The sequence below is a fragment of the Limnothrix sp. FACHB-406 genome (assembly GCF_014698235.1).
Taxonomy (GTDB): domain Bacteria; phylum Cyanobacteriota; class Cyanobacteriia; order CACIAM-69d; family CACIAM-69d; genus CACIAM-69d.
This window is the reverse complement of the sequence record NZ_JACJSP010000004.1, coordinates 229,500-250,415: the sequence shown is the minus strand read 5'-3', so window position 1 is coordinate 250,415 and position 20,916 is coordinate 229,500. Positions and strand designations below refer to the sequence as shown.

General features: G+C 55.5%; 19 protein-coding genes. 12 read left to right on the top strand and 7 right to left on the bottom strand.

Features of this window, described 5'->3' with window-relative positions; all coding sequences use genetic code 11:
* Positions 1–222 precede the first annotated feature (222 nt).
* Positions 223–1,218 carry a glycosyltransferase gene (locus H6G53_RS06305; RefSeq protein ID WP_099533019.1) on the bottom strand — a complete coding sequence of 332 codons (996 nt, stop codon included), beginning with the start codon at positions 1,216–1,218 and terminating at the stop codon, positions 223–225.
* Positions 1,219–1,462: 244 nt separating this feature from the next.
* Here H6G53_RS06305 and rpsB point away from each other — a divergent pair, with 244 nt between their 5' ends.
* On the top strand, positions 1,463–2,230 hold the full coding sequence (rpsB, locus tag H6G53_RS06300; RefSeq protein ID WP_099533040.1) for a 30S ribosomal protein S2: 768 nt from the start codon (positions 1,463–1,465) through the stop codon (positions 2,228–2,230).
* Positions 2,231–2,311: 81 nt separating this feature from the next.
* On the opposite strand, the gene H6G53_RS18935 is transcribed toward rpsB, so the two are convergent.
* Positions 2,312–2,437: a hypothetical protein gene (locus H6G53_RS18935; protein ID WP_255512343.1), complete on the bottom strand. Its 126-nt coding sequence runs from the start codon at positions 2,435–2,437 to the stop codon at positions 2,312–2,314.
* A gap of 228 nt (positions 2,438–2,665) precedes the next feature.
* Here H6G53_RS18935 and tsf point away from each other — a divergent pair, with 228 nt between their 5' ends.
* From tsf to H6G53_RS06255, 9 genes are all read left to right on the top strand, one after another.
* Entirely contained in the window at positions 2,666–3,325 is a 660-nt protein-coding gene (tsf, locus tag H6G53_RS06295) for a translation elongation factor Ts (RefSeq protein ID WP_099533020.1), read from the top strand.
* Positions 3,326–3,340: 15 nt separating this feature from the next.
* Positions 3,341–3,490 carry a hypothetical protein gene (locus H6G53_RS06290; RefSeq protein WP_190531522.1) on the top strand — a complete coding sequence of 50 codons (150 nt, stop codon included), beginning with the start codon at positions 3,341–3,343 and terminating at the stop codon, positions 3,488–3,490.
* A 241-nt stretch (positions 3,491–3,731) separates the two neighbouring features.
* Complete coding sequence (locus H6G53_RS06285) at positions 3,732–4,883, top strand: hypothetical protein (protein ID WP_190531520.1); 1,152 nt, start codon at positions 3,732–3,734, stop codon at positions 4,881–4,883.
* Between the two features lie 184 nt (positions 4,884–5,067).
* Positions 5,068–6,006, top strand: a complete 939-nt coding sequence (locus H6G53_RS06280) for a UDP-glucuronic acid decarboxylase family protein (protein WP_099533023.1) — start codon at positions 5,068–5,070, stop codon at positions 6,004–6,006.
* Between the two features lie 206 nt (positions 6,007–6,212).
* Positions 6,213–7,568, top strand: a complete 1,356-nt coding sequence (locus H6G53_RS06275; RefSeq protein WP_099533024.1) for a UDP-glucose/GDP-mannose dehydrogenase family protein — start codon at positions 6,213–6,215, stop codon at positions 7,566–7,568.
* Between the two features lie 182 nt (positions 7,569–7,750).
* A complete protein-coding gene (locus tag H6G53_RS06270) occupies positions 7,751–7,918 on the top strand; it encodes a hypothetical protein (protein ID WP_190531518.1) in 168 nt (55 codons plus the stop codon).
* Positions 7,911–9,815: a sodium:proton antiporter gene (locus tag H6G53_RS06265; RefSeq protein ID WP_099533025.1), complete on the top strand. Its 1,905-nt coding sequence runs from the start codon at positions 7,911–7,913 to the stop codon at positions 9,813–9,815. Before H6G53_RS06270 ends, H6G53_RS06265 begins: the two co-directional genes overlap by 8 nt.
* A 250-nt stretch (positions 9,816–10,065) precedes the next feature.
* Complete coding sequence (locus H6G53_RS06260; protein ID WP_190353889.1) at positions 10,066–10,395, top strand: DUF433 domain-containing protein; 330 nt, start codon at positions 10,066–10,068, stop codon at positions 10,393–10,395.
* 14 nt (positions 10,396–10,409) lie between these two features.
* Positions 10,410–10,760: a DUF5615 family PIN-like protein gene (locus H6G53_RS06255; protein ID WP_190353890.1), complete on the top strand. Its 351-nt coding sequence runs from the start codon at positions 10,410–10,412 to the stop codon at positions 10,758–10,760.
* A 613-nt stretch (positions 10,761–11,373) separates the two neighbouring features.
* Here H6G53_RS06255 and H6G53_RS06250 read toward each other — a convergent pair.
* The 5 genes from H6G53_RS06250 to H6G53_RS06225 form a co-directional block, all read right to left on the bottom strand.
* Complete coding sequence (locus tag H6G53_RS06250) at positions 11,374–11,748, bottom strand: hypothetical protein (protein ID WP_099533030.1); 375 nt, start codon at positions 11,746–11,748, stop codon at positions 11,374–11,376.
* Between the two features lie 266 nt (positions 11,749–12,014).
* On the bottom strand, positions 12,015–14,831 hold the full coding sequence (locus tag H6G53_RS18535; protein ID WP_199309140.1) for an adenylate/guanylate cyclase domain-containing protein: 2,817 nt from the start codon (positions 14,829–14,831) through the stop codon (positions 12,015–12,017).
* A 562-nt stretch (positions 14,832–15,393) separates the two neighbouring features.
* On the bottom strand, positions 15,394–17,232 hold the full coding sequence (recN, locus tag H6G53_RS06235; protein ID WP_190531517.1) for a DNA repair protein RecN: 1,839 nt from the start codon (positions 17,230–17,232) through the stop codon (positions 15,394–15,396).
* 276 nt (positions 17,233–17,508) lie between these two features.
* Complete coding sequence (locus H6G53_RS19180) at positions 17,509–18,654, bottom strand: glycosyltransferase (protein ID WP_199309139.1); 1,146 nt, start codon at positions 18,652–18,654, stop codon at positions 17,509–17,511.
* Positions 18,651–18,845, bottom strand: coding sequence for a hypothetical protein (locus H6G53_RS06225; RefSeq protein ID WP_190526028.1), 195 nt, complete (start codon positions 18,843–18,845; stop codon positions 18,651–18,653). Before H6G53_RS06225 ends, H6G53_RS19180 begins: the two co-directional genes overlap by 4 nt.
* A 209-nt stretch (positions 18,846–19,054) precedes the next feature.
* Here H6G53_RS06225 and H6G53_RS06220 point away from each other — a divergent pair, with 209 nt between their 5' ends.
* Together H6G53_RS06220 and H6G53_RS06215 are read left to right on the top strand one after the other, a co-directional pair.
* On the top strand, positions 19,055–19,972 hold the full coding sequence (locus tag H6G53_RS06220; protein ID WP_190353975.1) for a sulfurtransferase: 918 nt from the start codon (positions 19,055–19,057) through the stop codon (positions 19,970–19,972).
* A gap of 321 nt (positions 19,973–20,293) precedes the next feature.
* Complete coding sequence (locus H6G53_RS06215) at positions 20,294–20,821, top strand: DUF4242 domain-containing protein (RefSeq protein ID WP_099533318.1); 528 nt, start codon at positions 20,294–20,296, stop codon at positions 20,819–20,821.
* The last annotated feature ends 95 nt before the right edge of the window (positions 20,822–20,916 follow it).

Here is a 20,916-nt window from a genome sequence, read left to right as displayed (position 1 = left end):
AAAACGCAATGAAGCGCCGCTTGGCCCCAGGCCGCGATCGCCCCTTGGCAAAGTCTTTTGATGGCAAAGTCTTTTCACAGCTTCCCCGCAAACCGATCGGCCTGTGAATCCGGTGTCGCTCAACCACCGCCAAGCCATTACTCAAGCCATTAATGCGGATTAGCTGCGGATTAGCTGCTGCTGATCAAGTTGATCAACCTGATCAACTTGATTAACCGTTGACTAGCCCACTTCTTCCCGAATTCGATAAATCGGTCGGCCTTGGGATTCGTGGTAGGTGCGCATGGTCAACTCCGACAACAGACCAAAGCAGAAGAATTGAAAACCCGCCAGCAACAACACAGTGGCAATGGTCAACAGGGGGCGATCGCCAATGGCCTGGGCCAAAAAGACCTTGATCGCAATCAAATAAATAAACAGGACTCCCCCGATCGCAATTAGCCCCAACCCTAGGGGGCCAAACACATGCATCGGCCGGGTCAGAAATTTTTTCATGAACCAAATGGTCAGCAGATCCATCACGACCCGGATCGTGCGGCCTAGTCCATATTTACTTTGGCCAAACTGGCGGGCATGGTGACGCACGGGAATTTCTGTGATTCTGGCCCCTTCCATGAAGGCCAAGGCGGGCAAAAATCGGTGTAATTCGCCGTAAAGGTTCATATCGGCCAGCAATTCAGCGCGGTAGGCCTTGAGCGAGCAGCCATAGTCCCGCACACGCACGCCCGTGACCCGGCGAATGATGGCATTGGCAATCCGCGAGGGCAACAGTCGGGTCATGGCCGCATCTTGGCGCTTGACCCGCCAACCGGTCACCAGGTCATAGCCCTCGTTGAGCTTCTCCAGCAGGGCCGGGATGTCTTGGGGGTCGTTTTGCAAATCCGCATCCAGGGTCACGATCGTGTGACCCAGGGAGCGATCGAACCCCGCAGCCATGGCCGCCGTTTGACCATAATTACGTCGCAAAATCACCGATCGCAGGTTGGGGCGCTCGATCGCCGCCTGCTTCAGCCAATCGCCGGAGCCGTCCCGCGATCCATCATCCACACAAACAATCTCGTAGCGATCGCCCGTTGGTTCCATCGCCGCCGTAATGGCATCCAGCAGATGGGGCAGGCTTTCAATTTCATTGTGGATGGGCACAACGATCGAGATGTCGGGGCGATCATCCAAGGGCAACTCAGACCCAGGAATCGATCGAGCCGGAGAAGAGATCATGGGGGCATCCTTAGGGAATCGGCCTTGCGCCTCAGCGGACGCTTGCAAAAGAATATCGCGATCGCACCCCCCGTGATACCCTAGTCAAGCTCTCTAAAACGCACATCCAGCGTTTCGGGTGTTTTGTTGGTTGCCAAAGAGCCGAAGCCAAGGTCGCAAACCCTGAGCTAGTCAGCCTTTCGCCTTCTGCAAAATCGCTCGCTGGATGGAGGATAAACCCGAATATCAGGAGAAATCGCCAACCATGGCAGTCGTATCCCTTACCCAAATGCTCGATGCTGGTGTTCACTTTGGACACCAGGCCAGCCGCTGGAACCCCAAGATGTCGCCCTACATCTTCGCGGCTCGCAACGGCGTGCATATCATTGACCTGGTGCAAACCGCCCAGTGCATGGAATATGCCTATCAATTTCTGCGCGAAGCCTCCGAGCAAGGCAAGCGCGTGCTGTTTGTGGGCACCAAGCGCCAAGCTGCTGGCATCGTGGCCCAAGAGGCTAGCCGTTGCGGCAGTTTCTATGTGAACCAGCGTTGGTTGGGCGGGATGCTCACCAACTGGACCACGATCAAGAGCCGGGCCGATCGGCTGAAGGAACTGGAGCGCCGCGAAGAAACCGGCGGTCTTGACCTGCTGCCCAAGAAGGAAGCTTCGGTGCTGCGCCGCGAAATGGCCAAGCTGCAAAAGTACCTGAACGGCATTAAGCACATGCGCAAGCTGCCCGACATCGTGGTCATGGTTGACCAACGTCGGGAATACAACGCCGTGCAAGAGTGCGTGAAGCTGGGGATCCCGATCGTGGCGCTGCTGGACACCAACTGCGATCCCGATACGGTGGATGTGCCCATTCCCGCCAACGACGACGCAATTCGATCGATCAAGCTGATCATCGGCAAGCTGGCCGACGCGATCTATGAAGGTCGCCACGGTCAATTGGATAGCGAAGACGAAGCCTTCGACGAAGAGTACGACTACGACGCAGAAGAGTACGAAGAAGAAGAAAGCACCGAAGCCTAAGGTCTGTCTTCAAGACTTGTCCTCGGATCGGCAAAATTCTGATTCTTCCGCTGCGAGATCCGAAGAAGTCAGGCGTTGAAATCACTGCTTGAGCCACTGTCTGGATCGATCGGCCAGGTCGCAAGGGTCGGCGCTGGTCGATCGAGCCGGATCAAACACCGCCAGATTTTGGCTCACCAGGCCTTGGCTCACCAGGCCTTGGCTCACCAAGCTTTGGCTCAATTAACTGTCCTAGTTTCCGTCGCTTCTTCGGTTCATTCGTCTCGGTTCAGCTCAGCACATTTTCAGCTCAGTTCATTAAGTTGATGTCGATCGGGCGAGCCGGGTTAGGGCAAGCTTAACCCCGTCCTGACTCGTCAGGTTTTACAATCAACGGCAAATAACTGCTGCACAGTTCACGACAACGCTTGCAAACGCTTAGGTAACGAGGGCCCCATGGCAGAGATTTCGGCAAAGCTGGTTAAAGACCTGCGCGAACGTACCGGCGCGGGCATGATGGACTGCAAAAAAGCCCTGGCAGAAAACAACGGCGACATCGAAAAGGCCACCGAATGGCTGCGCCAAAAGGGCATCGCCTCCGCTGGCAAGAAAGCGGGCCGCGTTGCCGCTGAAGGGCTGGTTGATGCATACATCCACACCGGCGGTCGGATCGGCGTGCTGGTGGAAGTGAACTGCGAAACGGACTTTGTGGCCAAGCGCGATGAATTCCGGGAGCTGGTGCGCAACATCGCCATGCAAATTGCCGCTTGTCCGAATGTGGAGTTCATTTCGACTTCGGAAATTTCTGAGGCAGTGGTGGCCCGCGAAAAGGCGATCGAAATGGGTCGCGAAGACTTGGCCGGCAAGCCCGAGCAACTGAAAGAAAAGATTGTTGATGGTCGGATTAAGAAGCGTCTGGAAGAGCTGTGCTTGCTGCCTCAGCCGTTCATCCGCGACCAAAGCAAGACCGTGGAAGAACTGATCAAGGAATCGATCGCGAAGATTGGGGAAAACATCCAAGTTCGTCGTTTCCAGCGCTTTGTGTTGGGTGAAGGCATCGAGAAGCGAGAAAGCAACTTCGCTGAGGAAGTGGCTGCCCAAACCGGCAACAAATAGGACGGCTGGGGCTGGATGGCCCATCCGATTTGTGGGGAAGGCGGTTTTGTCCGGCTTGTCGCCCCAACGGCTGAATTAAACCCGAAGGCATGGCCCGATCGATCGCGCAACCGTCCGAACGATCTGTGGCTGTGCCTTTGGTGCTATTGGGGCGATCGTTCCTAATTTTGGTCTGGTTCAGCCTGGTTTACTGTTCAGCCTGGTTTGAAAGATTGGATTTGTTTGAGCTTGTGCAAATTGCTGCAAATTGCCGCAGATTTGAGTTTATGTAGCCTGAATTTGCGCGGTGAAATTTGCGCAGTGGGATTTGCATAAAAATTTGTGCGTAAGAATTTGTGCGTAAAAATTTGCACGTAAGAATTTGCACGAATTTGAACTGGTGCAGAGAGAAGAGGCGAAACCACCCGTGACCGACCCGATTCATCGACTGGAGCAAGAATTGGCGGAGCTGAGCGATCGGTCTCGATCGCTGGCGGAGTCCTTATACGAGGCGGATTTGAGCTATCTGCGCACCTTGGGAGCCGCCGCCGGTCAGCAGTTGATTTTGGCCAGCTACCGCATCTGTACCCATAAGTATCCTGAGCGGTTTTTGGCCCTGCCTTTCATGGAGCGCCAAAACCTACAGCAGGCCCTGCGACAGTTGGCCCGCGACCTGTCTGAACAGTTGGCACAAAACCTGGCCTTACCCATTCCCAAGCCCGAGCGAAAACAGCGGATTGTGAAGGTGGAGGCGATCGATCGACCCAAATCCAGCGGTCGCCGTTCGGCCAACGGGGCAGACAACGAAGACAACGAGGGCCCCAGCACCGCTGAAATGGCGGCGGCTCTGGCGGCGGCTTTTAACTCGTTGGTCAATATTGAGTCGATCGAGCTGGAGGGGGATGATGCGGACGACGCTGAAGATCCTGAAGATGCTGACGACGAAACGAGCGATCGCCCCCGAAACGCGAACTCATCCAACGCCAACTCATCCTCAGGGCGCGATGACGACGATCTAGCAGCCGACCCAGAGGAAGCAGCCGACTCAGAACCGGAGTCAGATCCCGAACCCCGGCCCCCAGCGATCGACCTGGATGCTGGAATGCCCGAAGTGCTGGCAACGCTGGCAACCCACCCCAGCCGCGTGCTGCAATGGCATCGATCGCGCGAAAAGCTCACCAACAACACCCTTCGGGCCCAATCCCATCAGGCCAACGAGCTATTGCGCTCGGCCGGCATTTTGCCCCGCAAACTCCCGCCCGCCATGCTGGACATTGCCGCAAAGGGAGACTTCGACGACTTCACCGGCAACTCGCCTAATCTGATTGAGCTGATCATGCAAGGCGAAGGCGATGACGATTCCGACAACGACAACGACGGAGCCACCCGCCTGGTGGCCGTGCATTTGCGTCTCTCGGAAATTCACTTTAGCAACCCCGACCTGAAGCCCCAGCGGGCCGCGATTCAACAGGTGCTGGAGCAGCTTGATCAACTCCGCACCCGCTACGAGAAGGTGCAACATCGCCAAGCGATCGCCTCCGCCGAATCCGCTTGGCGTAGTGCTTGGTTTGAAGACTAGGAAAGACTTCGATTTCATCAGCCAGCTAAAGATTTGCCTCAGGGATCAGCGCCCACCAACCCGATCGCGCCTTGATCGCGCCTTGATCGCGCCCGATTCCTTGAAAATCCATCACCACACACCCAACGCCTCATCCCAGGTGCTAGGTTATTGGGGATTTCAAACCCCCTAGCGCAACGTTGCCATGAGAATCCTCGTCACCGGAGGCGCGGGCTTCATCGGTTCGCACTTGATCGATCGGCTAATGAACGCCGGTCATGAGGTCATTTGCCTCGACAATTTCTACACCGGCCACAAGCGCAACATCGTTCATTGGCTGGGCCACCCGAACTTTGAACTCGTCCGCCACGATATTACCGAAGCTATTCGGCTGGAAGTGGATCAGGTTTATCACCTGGCCTGTCCTGCCTCTCCGGTGCACTACCAATACAATCCCGTCAAAACCGTTAAAACCAACGCGATCGGGACCATGAACATGCTGGGCTTGGCCAAACGGGTCAAAGCCCGGTTCCTGCTGGCCTCCACCTCCGAAGTCTACGGCGATCCAGAAGTCCATCCCCAAAGCGAAGACTATCGGGGCAACGTCAACCCGATCGGGATCCGCAGTTGCTACGACGAAGGCAAACGGATTGCCGAAACCCTCACCTTTGACTATCACCGCCAAAACGGCGTAGACATCCGCGTGGTGCGTATTTTCAACACCTACGGAACTCGGATGTTGGAAAACGATGGGCGCGTGGTCAGCAACTTCATTGTGCAAGCCCTGCGTGGCCAGCCCCTGACCATTTATGGAGACGGCTCCCAAACCCGCAGTTTCTGTTACGTGTCGGATTTGGTGGATGGGTTGATTCGGATGATGAACAATCCCGACCACACTGGCCCCGTTAACCTCGGCAACCCCGGGGAATACACCATTTTGGAGCTGGCCAAAGCCGTCCAAGCCCAGGTGGGTTCCGGCGTGGAAATTGACTATAAACCCCTGCCCCAGGACGATCCGCGCCGCCGCCGTCCCGACATTACCCGCGCCAAGCTGTGGCTGGGTTGGGAGCCAACCGTGCCCCTCGAAGAAGGATTACAAAAGACGATCGAGGACTTCCGCCAACGGATTACCGCTGAAGCCTAAGGGGCAAGTTGGAACAGGCAGCGTCTCAAAACCATCCAGGAACCATCCGGGCCAGAAACCATCCGGGCGGTCGCAATCAACCGGACTGATGCCAGGCTCCAGGGAATACGGATCTCAGTTTGTCTGCACCATTTGGCCCGGATGCGGCTGAATGGTTGCCGATCGCCCCAACTTGTAAGGACTCCACTTGTACAGAAGGTGAATTTATGCGTGTTTGTGTAATTGGAACGGGCTACGTGGGCTTGGTAACCGGAGTTTGCTTGGCGCGCACGGGCCACCATGTCACCTGCGTAGACAACAACGAGGAAAAGGTGAAGCTGATGAAGTCGGGGCAATCCCCGATTTATGAGCCGGGTCTGTCGGAATTGATGCAGGCGGCCATGACGGAGGGGACGATCGAGTTCACCAGCGACCTGGCTTCCGGGGTTGATCAAAGCGACATCCTCTTCATTGCCGTGGGCACGCCGCCCCTCCCCACGGGGGAAAGTGACACGCGCTATGTGGAAGCGGTGGCCCGGGGCATTGGCACTAGCCTGAAGAGTGGCAGCAACTATAAGGTAATTGTGAATAAGTCCACGGTGCCGATCGGCTCGGGGGACTGGGTGCGCACCATCGTGCTCGATTCCTTTAAGGAAAATTCGCCGGGCCAACCGGAGCCGGCCTTTGCGGTGGTCAGCAATCCAGAATTTTTGCGGGAAGGCTCGGCCATTTACGACACCTTCAACCCCGATCGGATCGTGTTGGGCAGCAATGACCCCAAGGCCCTGGGGATGATGAGCGAGTTGTATGACCCGATCGTCCGGCGTGACTTCGCAGAAAACCAAGCTCTGCCTCCGGTGCCGATCGTCACGACGGATTTGGCCTCGGCGGAAATGGTGAAATATGCGGCCAATGCATTCTTGGCCACCAAGATTAGCTTCATCAACGAAGTGGCCAATATCTGCGATCGGGTGGGGGCCGATGTGACCCAAGTGGCCAAGGGCATTGGCTTAGATTCGCGGATTGGCCCCAAGTTCTTGAATGCGGGGATTGGCTGGGGTGGTTCCTGTTTCCCGAAGGATGTGTCCGCCCTGGTGCATACGGCCAGTGACTATGGTTACGATGCGGAACTGCTGAAGGCGGCGGTGAACGTGAACCAACGGCAACGGGCGATCGCGATCGAGAAGTTGCAACAGACCCTCAAGATCCTGAAGGGCAAGACGATCGGCCTGTTGGGCCTCACCTTCAAGCCCGACACGGACGACATGCGCGATGCACCGTCCCTGATTTTGATTGAACAACTCAGCCGCCTGGGCGCGAAGGTGAAGGCCTACGACCCGATCGTTTCCCAAACCGGAATGCGCCACGGCCTCTCCAACGTCTATGTGGAAACCGATCCCGAACTGCTGGCGGATGGTTGCGACGCGCTGGTGATTGTCACGGAATGGGAACAATTCCGCACCCTGGATTACGCCAAGATGGCCAAAGCCATGCACAATCCCACGGTGGTTGATGGTCGAAACTTCCTCGATCGGGCAGCTTTGGAGGCCGCAGGCTTCCACTACGTGGGCATTGGCCGATAAAGATCACCTTCAGGGGCCCCGGGGGCCCCTGCGATATACTGGCCCACAAGCGGTTTTGGCCGTCCCCGCCTTGGGAGGTTCTCGATTGCTCCCAATCCAACTCCCTAGTTTTGTCCAAAACACCCTCAACACAAGCATGAGGGGGAGAGCAGGCGAGGCTTTTTACTGAGTTCTTGCGCCCGATGGCGCTGTTGCTGTTGCCCTTCAATTCACAGCATTACCGGTTCGCGGGGCACCTCGCGGGGCATCTCGCGGGATATGGCATCCTCGGCAAACGTCAGGGAATTGTGACCCAAGACAGCCGCGATCCCCATCCTCGGGGCGATCGCGCGGGAGGCGACTGTGGCTGAGATTGCCCAAACCCTCATCCTGGCCGTTTTGGTGGGCATCGGGGCCCAAATTGTGGCGGCCTGGTTGCGGCTGCCCGGCATCGTTTGCCTGCTGGTGTTTGGAATTAGCCTGGGTCGCAGCGGCCTCGGGGCGATCGACCCGCAACAGTTGGGGCCAGCCCTGGAGGCGATCGTTTCCTTGGCAGTGGCCCTCATTTTGTTTGAAGGGGGTCTGGGCCTGGAGTTGCGCGATGTGGGCAAAGTCTCCGGCAGCCTGCGCAATCTGGTGACGATCGGGACGTTGGTTTCCTTTGCGGGCGGCGGCATGGCAGCCCACTGGTTAGCGGAGTTTCCTTGGCCGATCGCTCTGCTCTACTCCTCCCTGGTGGTGGTGACCGGGCCCACGGTCATCGGCCCCCTGCTGAAAAATATTCAAGTCGATCGGCAGGTTTCAGCCCTTCTCGAAAGCGAAGGCGTATTAATTGACCCGATCGGGGCGATCCTGGCCGTCGTTGTCCTCGACATCATCATCGACGGCGGGGGCGACCCCAGCGCCATCCTGGCCGGCATGTTATGGCGCTTGGGATCCGGCAGTTTGATCGGTGGGTTGGGCGGCTGGGCGATCGCCGCCTTCCTGCGGCGGGCCCCCTTCCTTTCCGATGACCTTCGGAATTTAACCGTTTTGGCCGGAGCCTGGGGTCTATATAGCCTGTCGCAACAAACCGCCAGCGAATCCGGCCTGATGGCAGTGGTTATTGCAGGCATTGTTCTCCGGGCCGCTGAGCTGCCGGAAGCCCGCACCCTGCGCCGCTTCAAAGGGCAACTGACCCTGCTGGCCATCTCCGTCCTGTTTGTGCTGTTGGCGGCAGACCTCTCCCTGGCCAGCGTTTTCACCCTTGGTTGGGGTGGTTTGGCTGCCGTTTTGGTGTTGATGTTGGTGGTGCGCCCGCTGAACGTGTGGCTTTGCACCGCCGGTAGCGACTTTAATTGGCGACAAAAACTATTTGCCGGTTGGGTGGCTCCCAAGGGAATTGTTTCCGCGTCCGTGGCCTCCCTGTTCTCGATTTTGTTGACCCAAGGGGGCATTACCGGCGGCGAGTCCATTAAAGCCTTGGTGTTTTTGACGATCGCCACCACGGTCACCGCCCAAGGCCTGACGGCGGGCTGGGTAGCCGATTGGTTGCGGTTAACCTCCACGGAACGGCGCGGCATCGCGATCGCCGGGGCCACGCCTGTTGGATTGCTGGTGGCGCGGCTGTTTGCCGATCGCGGGGAAGCGGTGGCGATTGTGGAAACCGACCCGGAAGCCTGCAAGCAAGCCGAAAGCGCCGGATTCCGTGTTTTTTCCAGCAGCGCCCTCGACACGGCCGTTTTGGAAGCGGCCGGTTTGGAGTCCGTGGGAACGTTCCTCGCGGCCACCAGCAATGGGGAAGTGAATGCGGTTTTGGCCCAACGCGCCGCCGAAGAATTCGCCCCGCCTCGGGTCTTGGCCGCCGTTCCCACCGAAGAGAACAGCAACGGCAACGGCCAAGCCAAACGCAGCAGCAAGGTGCAACCCGCCTTTGCTACCCAACGCAGCCTCAAGGAGTGGAATCAATTGGTGAGCGATCGGGCGGTCAAACTCGGGGAAACGATCATGCGATCAACCGATTTAGACTTGCAACATGCCCATCTCACGGCCCTGATTCGCACCGGAGAATTAATTCCATTGTTGATTGCTCGGGACGATCGGCTGATGGTGGTTTCTGCCCACGACCCATGGTTAGCGGGCGATCGGCTCATCTATTTACTCCATGATCCCAAGCCGAAGCTCCTGCAAAGTTTGGCCGGATCTCGCAAGCCCGAATTCACGATTGAGCGGCTGCCTTCCGTGGAGGAGTTGCCCCTTGCCAGTGAAGCAATCCAAGAAGCCATTTAACTGGATTGTTAAGACCACCAAGCTTACCGTTTCGCTCAAAGTGACGCATGTCAATATTGCCGATTTTGCCAGTGAAGTTGATGCAGATTCGCGATCGCACAGCTACCGGACTAATCCCAAATCAAGGATGCAGGTACTGTGAGGGCAACGACATTGATCGCTATAAATTAAATTTTGATCTCCAAAGCTACCGAACCCTTATGTAGAAATTGCGCTTAGCAAATAAACCAATCAATTAGGAGGCTTTGAGATGTTAATTATGCCAGTGACAGAAACCGTTCCTTTAGCCATTGATGCTACAGGTGTCATTCGCGTGGGAGGAACCCGCGTGACATTGGACACAATAATTTTGGCATTTCTAGAAGGCAATTTAGCTGAGGAGATTCAAGAGCAATATCCTTCGCTTCAGTTGGCTGATATCTATTCTGTGTTGGGATATTATTTGCGACATCGATCGGAAGTTGATGACTATTTGCGATCGCGATCTAATTTGGCGGTAACAGTACAGCAAAGAATTGAAGCAACTGATAACCCAGTGGGTTTGCGCGATCGGCTGCTGGCGCGACAGATGAATCACTAATTCACTTCTAAAGTATGAAGTTTCTTGCGGACGAAAATTTCAATAATCAGATTGTGCGCGGTATTTTACGGCGCAATACCGCCATAGATATTGAGCGAGTTCAAGATGTGGGCTTGTCGGGCGCGGATGATCCTGCTGTTTTGGCTTGGGCTGCTGACGCGAATCGGGTGACGTTAACCCATGATGTATCTACGATGGCGGGATTTGCCTATGATCGAGTCAAAGCAGGTCTGAAAATGCCTGGACTGGTTGAAGTTAGCCGCCGGGTAGCCGTTTCAGTGGCGATCGACGATATTTTACTCTTAGAAGAATGTGCGTTAGAAGAGGAATTAGAAGGGAGAGTTTATTTCTTACCGCTTCGCTAACTGGGTAACAATTTTCTCAAATTCTATCTTTCCTAGAATGGCGTATTGTTCAAGGTGATCGATTGCTTCCAGGATATCTAGCAACTTTTTCTGATCGCTTCTCATAGGAAAATTACTTTATCCAAAACCCATTGGCTTTATTCAACCAAGTCAATATGCTCACTCTTAAGATCAAACCGGATAGTTAGCTCAAGAGAATCTGACTCTTTTGGATTCCTTGAGAGAAATGCAAAATCTAGGAGCTATTTGGTGGCATAAACTCAACAACTTTCAACCCTTTCCAGAGGTACAAGATCCTTGGGCTATCAAATATTGTCAACAAGAAACTGAATCGTTAATTTTCTCACTGCCAGGTCTTTTCCCCAAAGCACAGTGGGTCAATAATTACTACAACATTGGATTGAGCTTTTAACAGGATTGCCGATGGTTCAGGCCATGGTTGAACTGTTGGAGCAACTGGCCGATCGCTACATCAGCCTCTAGCCAACCCTCAGCCAAGCGCAATAGCCAACCGATCGCCCTAAAAATATTGAGCCTTGGGACAATCATGGCGGTAACCATCATCCCAAGGCCAACAGTAAGCAGCCGCTAGAATCGCTCGATCGAGCCGTGACTATTCGGAATATTCGTAAGTGCCGCCATCACAGACAGAAACGCTGGATTGAATCAAAGCTCCCCGACCCACACCATTCCCGGGGCCGAGCACGCCTTTGAAATCGTAGAGACAATCCTCGCGGCCGTCATCGATCGTGATCTCAATGGACTCGCCCGGATTGAGCACATCAGTTCCCAGAATGTCTGATTCCCAATCGTTGGTGCTGGGGGGAGATGCATAAAATTCTTCGAGCACCCGACTGGTGGAATTCGTCAGAGTGAAGGTCACCGACTGATATTCAGCAGCAGCGGGTTGTGCGCCCAGGGCCGAACCCACGAGGGCCACAGCTAGCCCTGCCAAGGAGGAGTGCCAAAAAAAGCGATTTTTCGCCATAGAACGTCTGAAGAAGAAGTGGATTGCAATTCAAGGGATTGCTGGGCCCCGTGATGGTGGCGGCAACCCTATCCATTGCGTCCATTAAGGTAGCCTACTGATCGGGAAGAATCACAGGGGGATCCACAGCTTTCCAAGGCTGGGGCGATCGCCCGTTAACGCTCGTAAACCCCACTGACCTCCCCGATCGGCTGGTCAATGGGGTTTATGAACCGGTTTCGCTAGATTGCGCCAGATTTTGCGCAGCTACGCGAGCATTACCAGATTTACTTGCTGGTCATGGTGAATGCACCATCCCACTCGGCCTCGGGGGGATTGGTCAGGTAATGCTGACAGCGTTGGAGTTGCAGTTGAGCGGCTTTTTCGTCCTTGTTAATTTCCAACACCATGCCGAATTCAGCCATGGCCCGGGCAAACTGCCGATCGAGATAGAGCCGCCGACCGCGGCCGTAGTGATCCAGGATATCCAGCTTCGCTTGGGGCACTTCGCGAGCCAGGGGCCCTTCCTTGATGGCGATGATTTCGTACACCGAGACGGGCTTGTTCTTGCCCTTCACTTTGATGTAGTCCAGTTCGCGGGCCCAGAGTCGATCGGGGTTGCACTTGCGATAGGTGTTTTCGCTAATCAAGATGTCGCAGCCATACTGCTTGGTGGCCCCTTCCAGGCGAGACCCCAGGTTCACACCGTCCCCGATCGCGGTGAACTCCATCCGCCGACTGGAACCAATGTTGCCGCTAATCACTTCATCGGAATGCAAGCCAATCCCGATGCTGATTTCCTTCTTGCCCTGTTCACGACGCTTCAGGTTGAACTCCACCAACCGATGGCGCATATCCACCGCCGTTTGCACCGCCATCCAGGCATGGTCATCGAGGGGCAACGGTGAGCCAAACACGGCCATGATTGCGTCCCCGATGTATTTGTCGAGGGTTCCCTTGTGTTGGAACACCGCATCCACCATCGACTCGAAATATTCGTTGAGCATGGCCACCACCTCTTCGGCGGTCATGCTTTCGGTGATGGTGGTGTAGCTGCGGATGTCGGAGAACAGCACCGATACATCCTTGCGATCGCCCCCCATCTTGGTTTCGCCACTGGCCAGGAGCTGTTCCGCCAACTCTTGGGTCATGTAGCGATACATGGTGCTCTTCAGGCGTTTTTCATCGCTGATGTCTTCCATCACGATCAAGGCCCCGCGCACCTGGGTGGGATCGGCCGCGTCGGCGATCGTGTTCAGGGACAGGTTAACGCTATGTTCCTCCTGCTTGGCTTCCGGTTCCGGCTCGGGAACAATCATCGTCGGCTCGTCCCACAGGTCGTCATCAAGGCCGGGGGGCTTGGGAACAGGAGTCGGGGCCGGGGCCGGCGGCGGCACTTCGATCAGGGTCGAAGGCATCAAGGTTTGGTCGGGGTAATATTGCCGGCGGGCTTTTTCCTCGCTGGCGGAAAGGGCCGCTTGCACCCACTGGTTAAACTTGTCACCCCCTTCCCGATCGGCCTTGGCCTTCAGGCGCACCACATCCGTGACCGAAAGCCCTTCCAGTTCGTCATCGGACTCCAGACCCAGCAGCTTTTTGGCGCTGTCGTTGGCGGCCAGGATTTTGCCGTTTTTGTCGGTGGAAATCACCCCATCGGAGAGCGATCGCAGAATGTCTTTCTGCATTTGCTCCTGCTGTTTGATTTCCGCAAACAATTTGGCATTTTGCAGCGCCACCCCCGCTTGGATGTTGAAGGCTTCCATGAATTCTTGGTCACTGCTGTCAAAGCTGGCTTTCCAGCATTCGGGGGCAGCGGGCCAATCGGCAGGATCGTAGGCGGGAAATTCGCCTTGGCGCTTTTTGTTAATGAGCTGGGTCACGCCGATCAAGTGCCGATCGGCATTGAACACCGGCATACACAACATGCTGCAAGTGCGGTAGCCGCTGCGCTGGTCGGTTTGTTTGGAGGTTTCGGAATCGGGGCGATCGTACAGGTCAAAGTCAATTCGCAGGGGCTGACCAGACTGGGCCACTTGGGCGGCGAAGGCCGTGCTGGCCGCATCAATCCGAATTTCCGTGGGCCGACCGTTGATCGGAATTTTGGTCCAGAGCTGATTTTTATTTTCGTCGTAGAGCCAAAGGGTGCTGCGATCGGCCTGCATCAATTCCTTGGCCTGATCCATCACATTGGCCAGGGTTTCTTCCAAGTCCAAGCTGCTCTTGCTCAGGCCTTCCGTGGCCTTCATCAGCGCATTGGCCGCCCGCTGACGTTTGATGGCCGCGTAGAACGCCCGCGACGACTCCAAAATCAGACGGATGGAGGGAGCAAACTCCCGAAACACCTGCTCATCATGGCCGGTGAAGCCTTCGAGATCAATTTTGTCCGCCAGTCCCGTGCTCGGATCCACGCCGGGCTTCAGTTTGTTGATCAGTTGCACCACGGCCACGAGTTCTTCAAACTCGTTGAGCAGGGGCATTACCAGCATGGTGTAGGTGCGGTAATGGTTTTGCTGATCAAACTTTTTGGCGGCGGCCGATCGGGGATCGTTGTAGAAGTCGTAGGGAATGTTGATGACTTTGCGGGAGGTGGCCACTTCTCCAGCAATCCCGACGGTGGAAGGAATCCGAATTTCGGGTGCGCCCTTGGCCACCTTCGACCACAGTTCCCCCCGCTCTTCGTCTAACAGGTAGATGGTGGTGCGATCGGCGTTGAGCAGTTCCCCGGTTTTCAGGCTGATCGATTCGAGCATTTCCTCCAGAACCGTTTCAAACCCCCCTTGGTTGTCGTTGAGCACGTCCAACATGGAGAGGGTTTGGTTCACGACCCGGAGCTTGTCCTCCACGTCGGTGACCACCTGTTTAAAGGTGTCGCGCTTCAGGGGTGCGAGGAACGCCTTAAACCCGCCTTGGCGCGAGACCACTAACCCACCGCCGCCGCTGCTGGAGGGGCGCGGATTGGCTGGGGGCCGGCTGGCCTCGTGGGTGGCAGCGGTGTTATCCGTCACAACCTCGGTAGCGCGGGAGTCCGTGGCGACGACATCCACGACGGTGGCTTCGAGAATGGTGGCTTGGGCGATCGGTTGCTTAGGCGACGAGGGGGCCATAGATGCTCGGGAGATTATCGCTGCGGGTCAAGGTGCGATCGAAGCAGAATCAGCAGGGAAGTAACTTGAATGGGGTGCAAATAGGGTGCGCGGGGAAATGGGTCAGCGGTGGGTGGAGATTATGGGTGCGAAGAAACCTCAAACAATCACGGAACTGAAACAACTGTCGGGAGCGGCTGATGATCGATCACCCTACTGGATGAGTCACCAGTGATTAACCGGTTCGCAATTGGTTTTGAAGACCATTGCCCGAACCTGAGAATTGGCGTGGATCGTGGCGTTTCTGAGTCCACGGATCTAGGGCGATCGCTCCAAGGATGCAATCCGAAGCATTGTTTTTACGCCCTAGTGTAGTCTGTTTATTCTATTTTCCTCAGGGGGCAACTTCGGTGGCTTAGGCCCGGGGCCATGAATGAAGCCGTGGTTGTGGGAGTCCAAGAGGCGATCAAACAAAACGGGCGATCCAGAATGGGCGATCCAGCGTTGAAAAGCCATTTTGGGATGACGGGTTGATCGCTACTCTGACCATAGAGGGATTCAGGAGTCGAGATTGTCGTTGATTTTACGACGTTTTTCGAGGGAGGCGGCGCGGGGCCCGTGGGGGCCGATCGCCCTGGCGCAACCGGGCGGCTCGATCGAGCAGGGAATCGGCAAAGGCATTAGCCGCCGCCAGGGTTTCCGTGGAACCCGCTGGGCCGTCGAGGCCCCCGGCCAGTTGGGCCAGCTCCAACCGGCGATGTTCTGATCCCAAAGCACTGAGACGCACCACGGTTCGGATTCCTTCTGCATCATTTTGGTCAGTGATCGATTCGGCCAGGGGGGTGCTAATCGTCACTTTGGCCACGCGGAAGTGGTGATCGGCCATGGCCGCCACGATCGGCTGGTGTGTCACGCACAGAACTTGGTGATCTTGGCTGAGGTGATGGAGCTTTTGGGCGATCGCCTGGGCCACCCGCCCGGAAACCCCCGCATCAATTTCATCAAAAATCGCCGTTTGTACCTGGCTCACCTGGGAAAAACAGGCTTCAAACGCCAGCAAAAAACGGCTCATTTCCCCACCGGAAGCCGTTTCGCTCAAGGGTTGCAAGGGTTCTCCGGGGTTAGGGCTGAAGGTGTAGGTAATTCGATCGAACCCGGCCGACGAGGGAGGAACCCGCCCAAACTCCACAGCAAACTGCACCCGCTCCATGGCCAGGGGAACCAATTCCGCCACCAGTTGCGTTTCCAAATCCCGCGCGGCCCGGCGACGCAGTTGATGCAAGCGATCGCACTCGGCTTCGAGGGCTTGATAGGCCGCTTGGTACTGGTGCTCCAAGGCCTCCAGGGATTGCCCCCCGTCCGTCAACTCCGCCACCCACTGTTCCAGCTCATCGCGCCGCGCAATCAGCGCACCCAGGTCGAGGTTATATTTCCGGCAAAGGGCCTTGAGTTGCATGATTCGCCCCTCCACCCACTCCAGCCGATCGGGATCGCTTTCCAGGCTGGCTCCGTAGGCGTTGATTTGCAGCCCCGCCTCCGTGACTTGGGTGAGGGCGCTGGTCACCATCTCCAAAATGGCTTCCACCTGTCGATCGAACCGGGCCGATCGCTCCAATAGGGCTTCCGCTTTGCCCAACAGTTCTGCACAAGAAGCCGCATCGTCGGCCCCGGCATAGAGCAACTCATAGGCCTGGTAGCTCTGCTGTTGCAAGTCCACCACATGGGTCAGGCGATCGCGCTCTTGCTCCAGGTCAGCCAGTTCCTGTGCTTCCGTGAGGGCCGCCGCCATCAGCTCTTGCAACTGGAATTGATAGAGATCGAGTTGTTGTTGTCGCTGGGCTTCCTGTTGTCGGCGGCTGCTCAGTTGCAACCACAATTCCTGGGCCCGGTCATAGGCCTTGGCCACGGCCGATCGCTGCTTCAAAATCGGTGCGCCGCCAAACTCATCCAGCCAATCCCGCTGGGATTCTGCTTGCAGCAATTGCACCGTTTGTCCCTGGGCGGCAATGGTCACCAGTCGATCGCGCAGGATGGCCATGCGGGTTTTGGGGATGGGTTGCCCGTTGCAGCGAAACCGGCTGCGCACCGTGCTGCGGCCGCCTTTGCCCCCGTCGCCATTGCCGGGACTGCTGACAATTTCCACGCTGCAAACCAGCCGATCGCCCGTCGTGTCCCATTGCCTCGCTTCCAGCCAGGCCCGCAGCGATCGATCAATGGCAAAGGTCGCCTCAATTTCTGCCCGATCGCAGCCGGTGCGGATCGATCGGGCCGTGATGCGCCCGCCCAACACCGCCTCGATCGCGTCGAGAATAATCGACTTGCCCGCGCCCGTTTCTCCCGTCAGCACATTCAGCCCGGGCCCAAGGGTCACTTCCAGCGCATCCACCAGCGCAAAGTTTTCAATCCGCAATGACAGCAGCATGGACCGTTGATTAACCCCACTCGCCTAGCGCTCTCCTAGCTTAAGGCGTGTCGCCTACCAGGTCGAAAGGCTTGGCAACTGGTCAAGGCTTTCGGCAACCTATGTTGATTCAGCCGGCCCAGCGGAATGGACGAGGCAACCGGAACAGAATCGATCGTGACCCGCAGCCAACGAAACCAAGATCGCCGTAGGGGTTGGGTCTCCCAACCCTGACCTGAGCGATCGCGACTTTTCAGACACCCTTTCAGGTATCGATCAAAATCGATCAAATATCGATCAAGGGCGCTGCTTCAAATAGGTTTCAATGGCTTGCCGAATATCCTGGGAAAACTGCTCCGTTGAAAACAGTTGAGCCTGTTTTTCAAGGGCCGATCGCATTCGATTTTGCAGCTCCGAAGAGGACAGCAGCGCCACAATTCTAGCCACCGCTTCCTCGTCATTGGCGAACATCAATTCCTTGTTCTGTTCTCCAACAATTTCCACCTGACCACCTCCCCGATCGCGCACAAAGGGAATAGTTCCCACCTTCACCATTTCCGCGATCGAGATGCCAAAGGGTTCCTTTTTCCAGTGGAGTCCATAGCGGCAACGAGACAGCACATTCACATAATCGGCATAGCTCAAGTTTTCGTAAAGGGTCACCCAATCAGCATTTTCATCAATTTTTTGTTGTAAAAACTGCCGATATTTTTGACCATAAACCCCGCCACCGCCGCCCGTGAAATAGAGCTTGATCGGAAAACCCTGATCGCGCACCCGCTTCAAAATTTCCAGCACCCGATGCGGTTCCTTGGCTTTGGTCAAGCGCCCACTACAGATAAAAGCTTCCTCGCGATCGGGCCAAGCCACCGTCGGCGCATCCACGGCCACGGGCGGATAAACCACCACCGGTTGGCCACCGTAACGCTCTTGGGTCACCGTGGCCACCATCCGTGAATTGGCGATCGACCAATTGCGCCGCATTCTGGCTTCCGAAAACTGCGAAACCCAATAGAAATTTCGATTTTCTAAGACACCCACCCAATGGACATATTGCACCCCATCACAACCCAAATCAATCGCGTTATAGCCAGAAACCGCCAAATTATATTGCCGACTAAATTTCTTGAAAAATCGGATGCAAAAGTGGCAAAAAAACTTGCGAAAAAATTGACTATTGGCGATTAGAAATTCCACCAAATTCTTGAAGGGAGCCGGGATGCAATAGCGCACCTTGACCCGATCGGAAAGTTGGGTTCCATAGAGTTGATTTAACCGATTGAGGTCGATCGGGGTCAGTGTAAATAACGTCAGGTCATAGTCTGCCTGCAACGCATTCAACATCCACAGGGTCACGGCTTCCGCTCCCCCACCCGCAAAAAACGGATAAAAAACCGCGATCGTCGTTGGGGTTTGGGGACGGGGGTGTTGTTCTGAGGTCACGATGAAAAACCAATGAGCGACGAGCGATCGACCCGGCCAGCCATCGGGCCCAGGTCGGGAGCCAATCCACAGGGCGATCGGCTGGGGCCATTATCGCCTAGCCTAACTTCCATCTCTTTGCCCGCCAAGGATTCAGCCAACCGGACAATTCCCCCCAGGAGCGCTTGCCCCGATCGTTTCTTGGTAATCATCGGTAACCCGATCGGGAAAGTGGACTTTTTGGAACAGGAGTGATACCATGCACTGCATTAAACGGTAATCCGATCGGAAAACCGGTCTTTATAGATCCAAGCAGTTCAAGGGCAAATGAGGGTTTCGACAAATGGGCAGGATCAATGGCAGCGATCGTTGGACAAAACGAGCGTTCCGGCGTTGGCACTTCACAACCTGGCTGTGGGGCATGTTGGCGATCGCCCTTGTGGTGTTGTTGCCCACTTGGGCCTTACCCGCCGTCGCCAACGCTCCCAAGGCGAAAATTGAATTTGTGTCACCCCAGTGGCTCAGCCAACATTTGAGTGATACCAACTTGCGCGTTTTGGATGTGCGCAACTCGCCCCTGGACTACATCGGGGGCCATGTTCCCGGCGCTGTGCATATTGCAGATTTAGCCTTTCGCGGCCCCGATGGCTTTTTGCCGGTGCAATATTGGGACAACGAAAAAATCGCATCGCTCTTTGGCAAAGCTGGGGTTAACAATCGCCAAAAGGTCGCCGTTTATTCCAACGGCAATGACGTGTTAGGCGCAACCATGGTGGCCTACCTGTTGGAGCGATCGGGAGTCAAAGACATTGCGATCGTGGATGGTGGCTTTGCCGGTTATCAGACCTCGGGTCAAACCGTCACCAAGGAATATCCCCGGTACGATCGGCAAACATTCCAACTCAAAGACGATCCCTCCGTTCGCGTCACCCTGGCCGATGTGCGGAAATTAATTGGCCAGCCCAACGTGGTTTTTATTGACCCTCGCCCTCCGGAATTATTCAGCGGTGAAAAGCCCCTTTGGGTGCGAAACGGTCACATTCCCGGCGCGAGAAATATTCCTTGGCCAACCTTTACCGAAGCCAACAATTCCCAAGAAGCGCTCAAAAATCCCCACAAGCTGAAGTCCTTGGATGAAATTCGGCAGATTCTGGCCAGCCGTAACATCACCCCCGACAAACAAATCATTGTTTCTTGCAGCACTGGACGGGAAGCCACTTTGCAATATGTGGTGCTGAAGCATCTTTTGGGCTATCCCAATGTGCGCATTTATGAAGGGTCTTGGACTGAGTACAGCACCACTGATTTACCGGTGGAAACTGGCCCTGATCGCGCCTAGGCATTGACCCAAAGCTGACTGAAAATTCAGGCCAGGATTTTGATTCTTGGGGTCGGTTGTCAAAATTGGTCAATCTTTAACCCGTTGATCAGCATTGATCCGGTACTGATTGACCAATCCCTTTGATTCAAAATTCACTTGATTCAAAATTACAGCCTGTACCTAGCTCAAACCTGTAGGGTGGGCATTGCCCACCTCCTAACCGCTTCATAGCACCTGCGGTTTGACGCACCAATCGTTCTCGGTAAAGGCTGTATGAATCGACTAGCCTGAATTTTCTGCCAATCATTGCCCAAAACCGAAGAACCAGGAGAGATAAAAATGACACTATTTTTGGTTGAAGCATCCATATTGAACCGGCATGGGGATGAAATTCGTACCGCTTTGGATCAAGTATCAAAAGCGGCCCTCGCAACCGATTCGGAATTGATTGAGGCCCAAATTGGCAAGGATCTTTTTCGGCTTTTTGCCATTCTTGATGCCCAGGATGAAGTATCAGTGCGTGCGGCTTTTTTGAATAGTAGCCTGACGATCGAGCTAGTTAAACCTGTGCGCTTGGTGGGGCAAGACTTAGCTGCCGTTAAAAACCAGAAGGACAAAGCTAATTACCTGGTGGAATGGGATTTGCCAGCGGGGCTAACGATGGAAAAGTATTTGCAACGCAAGGCTGAAAAATCCCCTCTTTATGCTCAAGTACCGGCAGTTTCCTTTGAGCGAACCTATGTTTGCGAAGACTTGAGTAAGTGTCTCTGTTTTTATGACAGTCCCGATGAGGCAACGGTGAAGCAAGCCCGCGAGGTGGTGGGTGCGCCCATCGATCGGCTCACCAGTCTGGAAACGCTGGACTAAGACTCAGGTTTAAGACTCAGGTTAATGCCCAGAAAAATGACCAATTTAGGGTCGATTTAGGTCGGTAATTTTGTAGGCAATCATTCTGTAGGCAA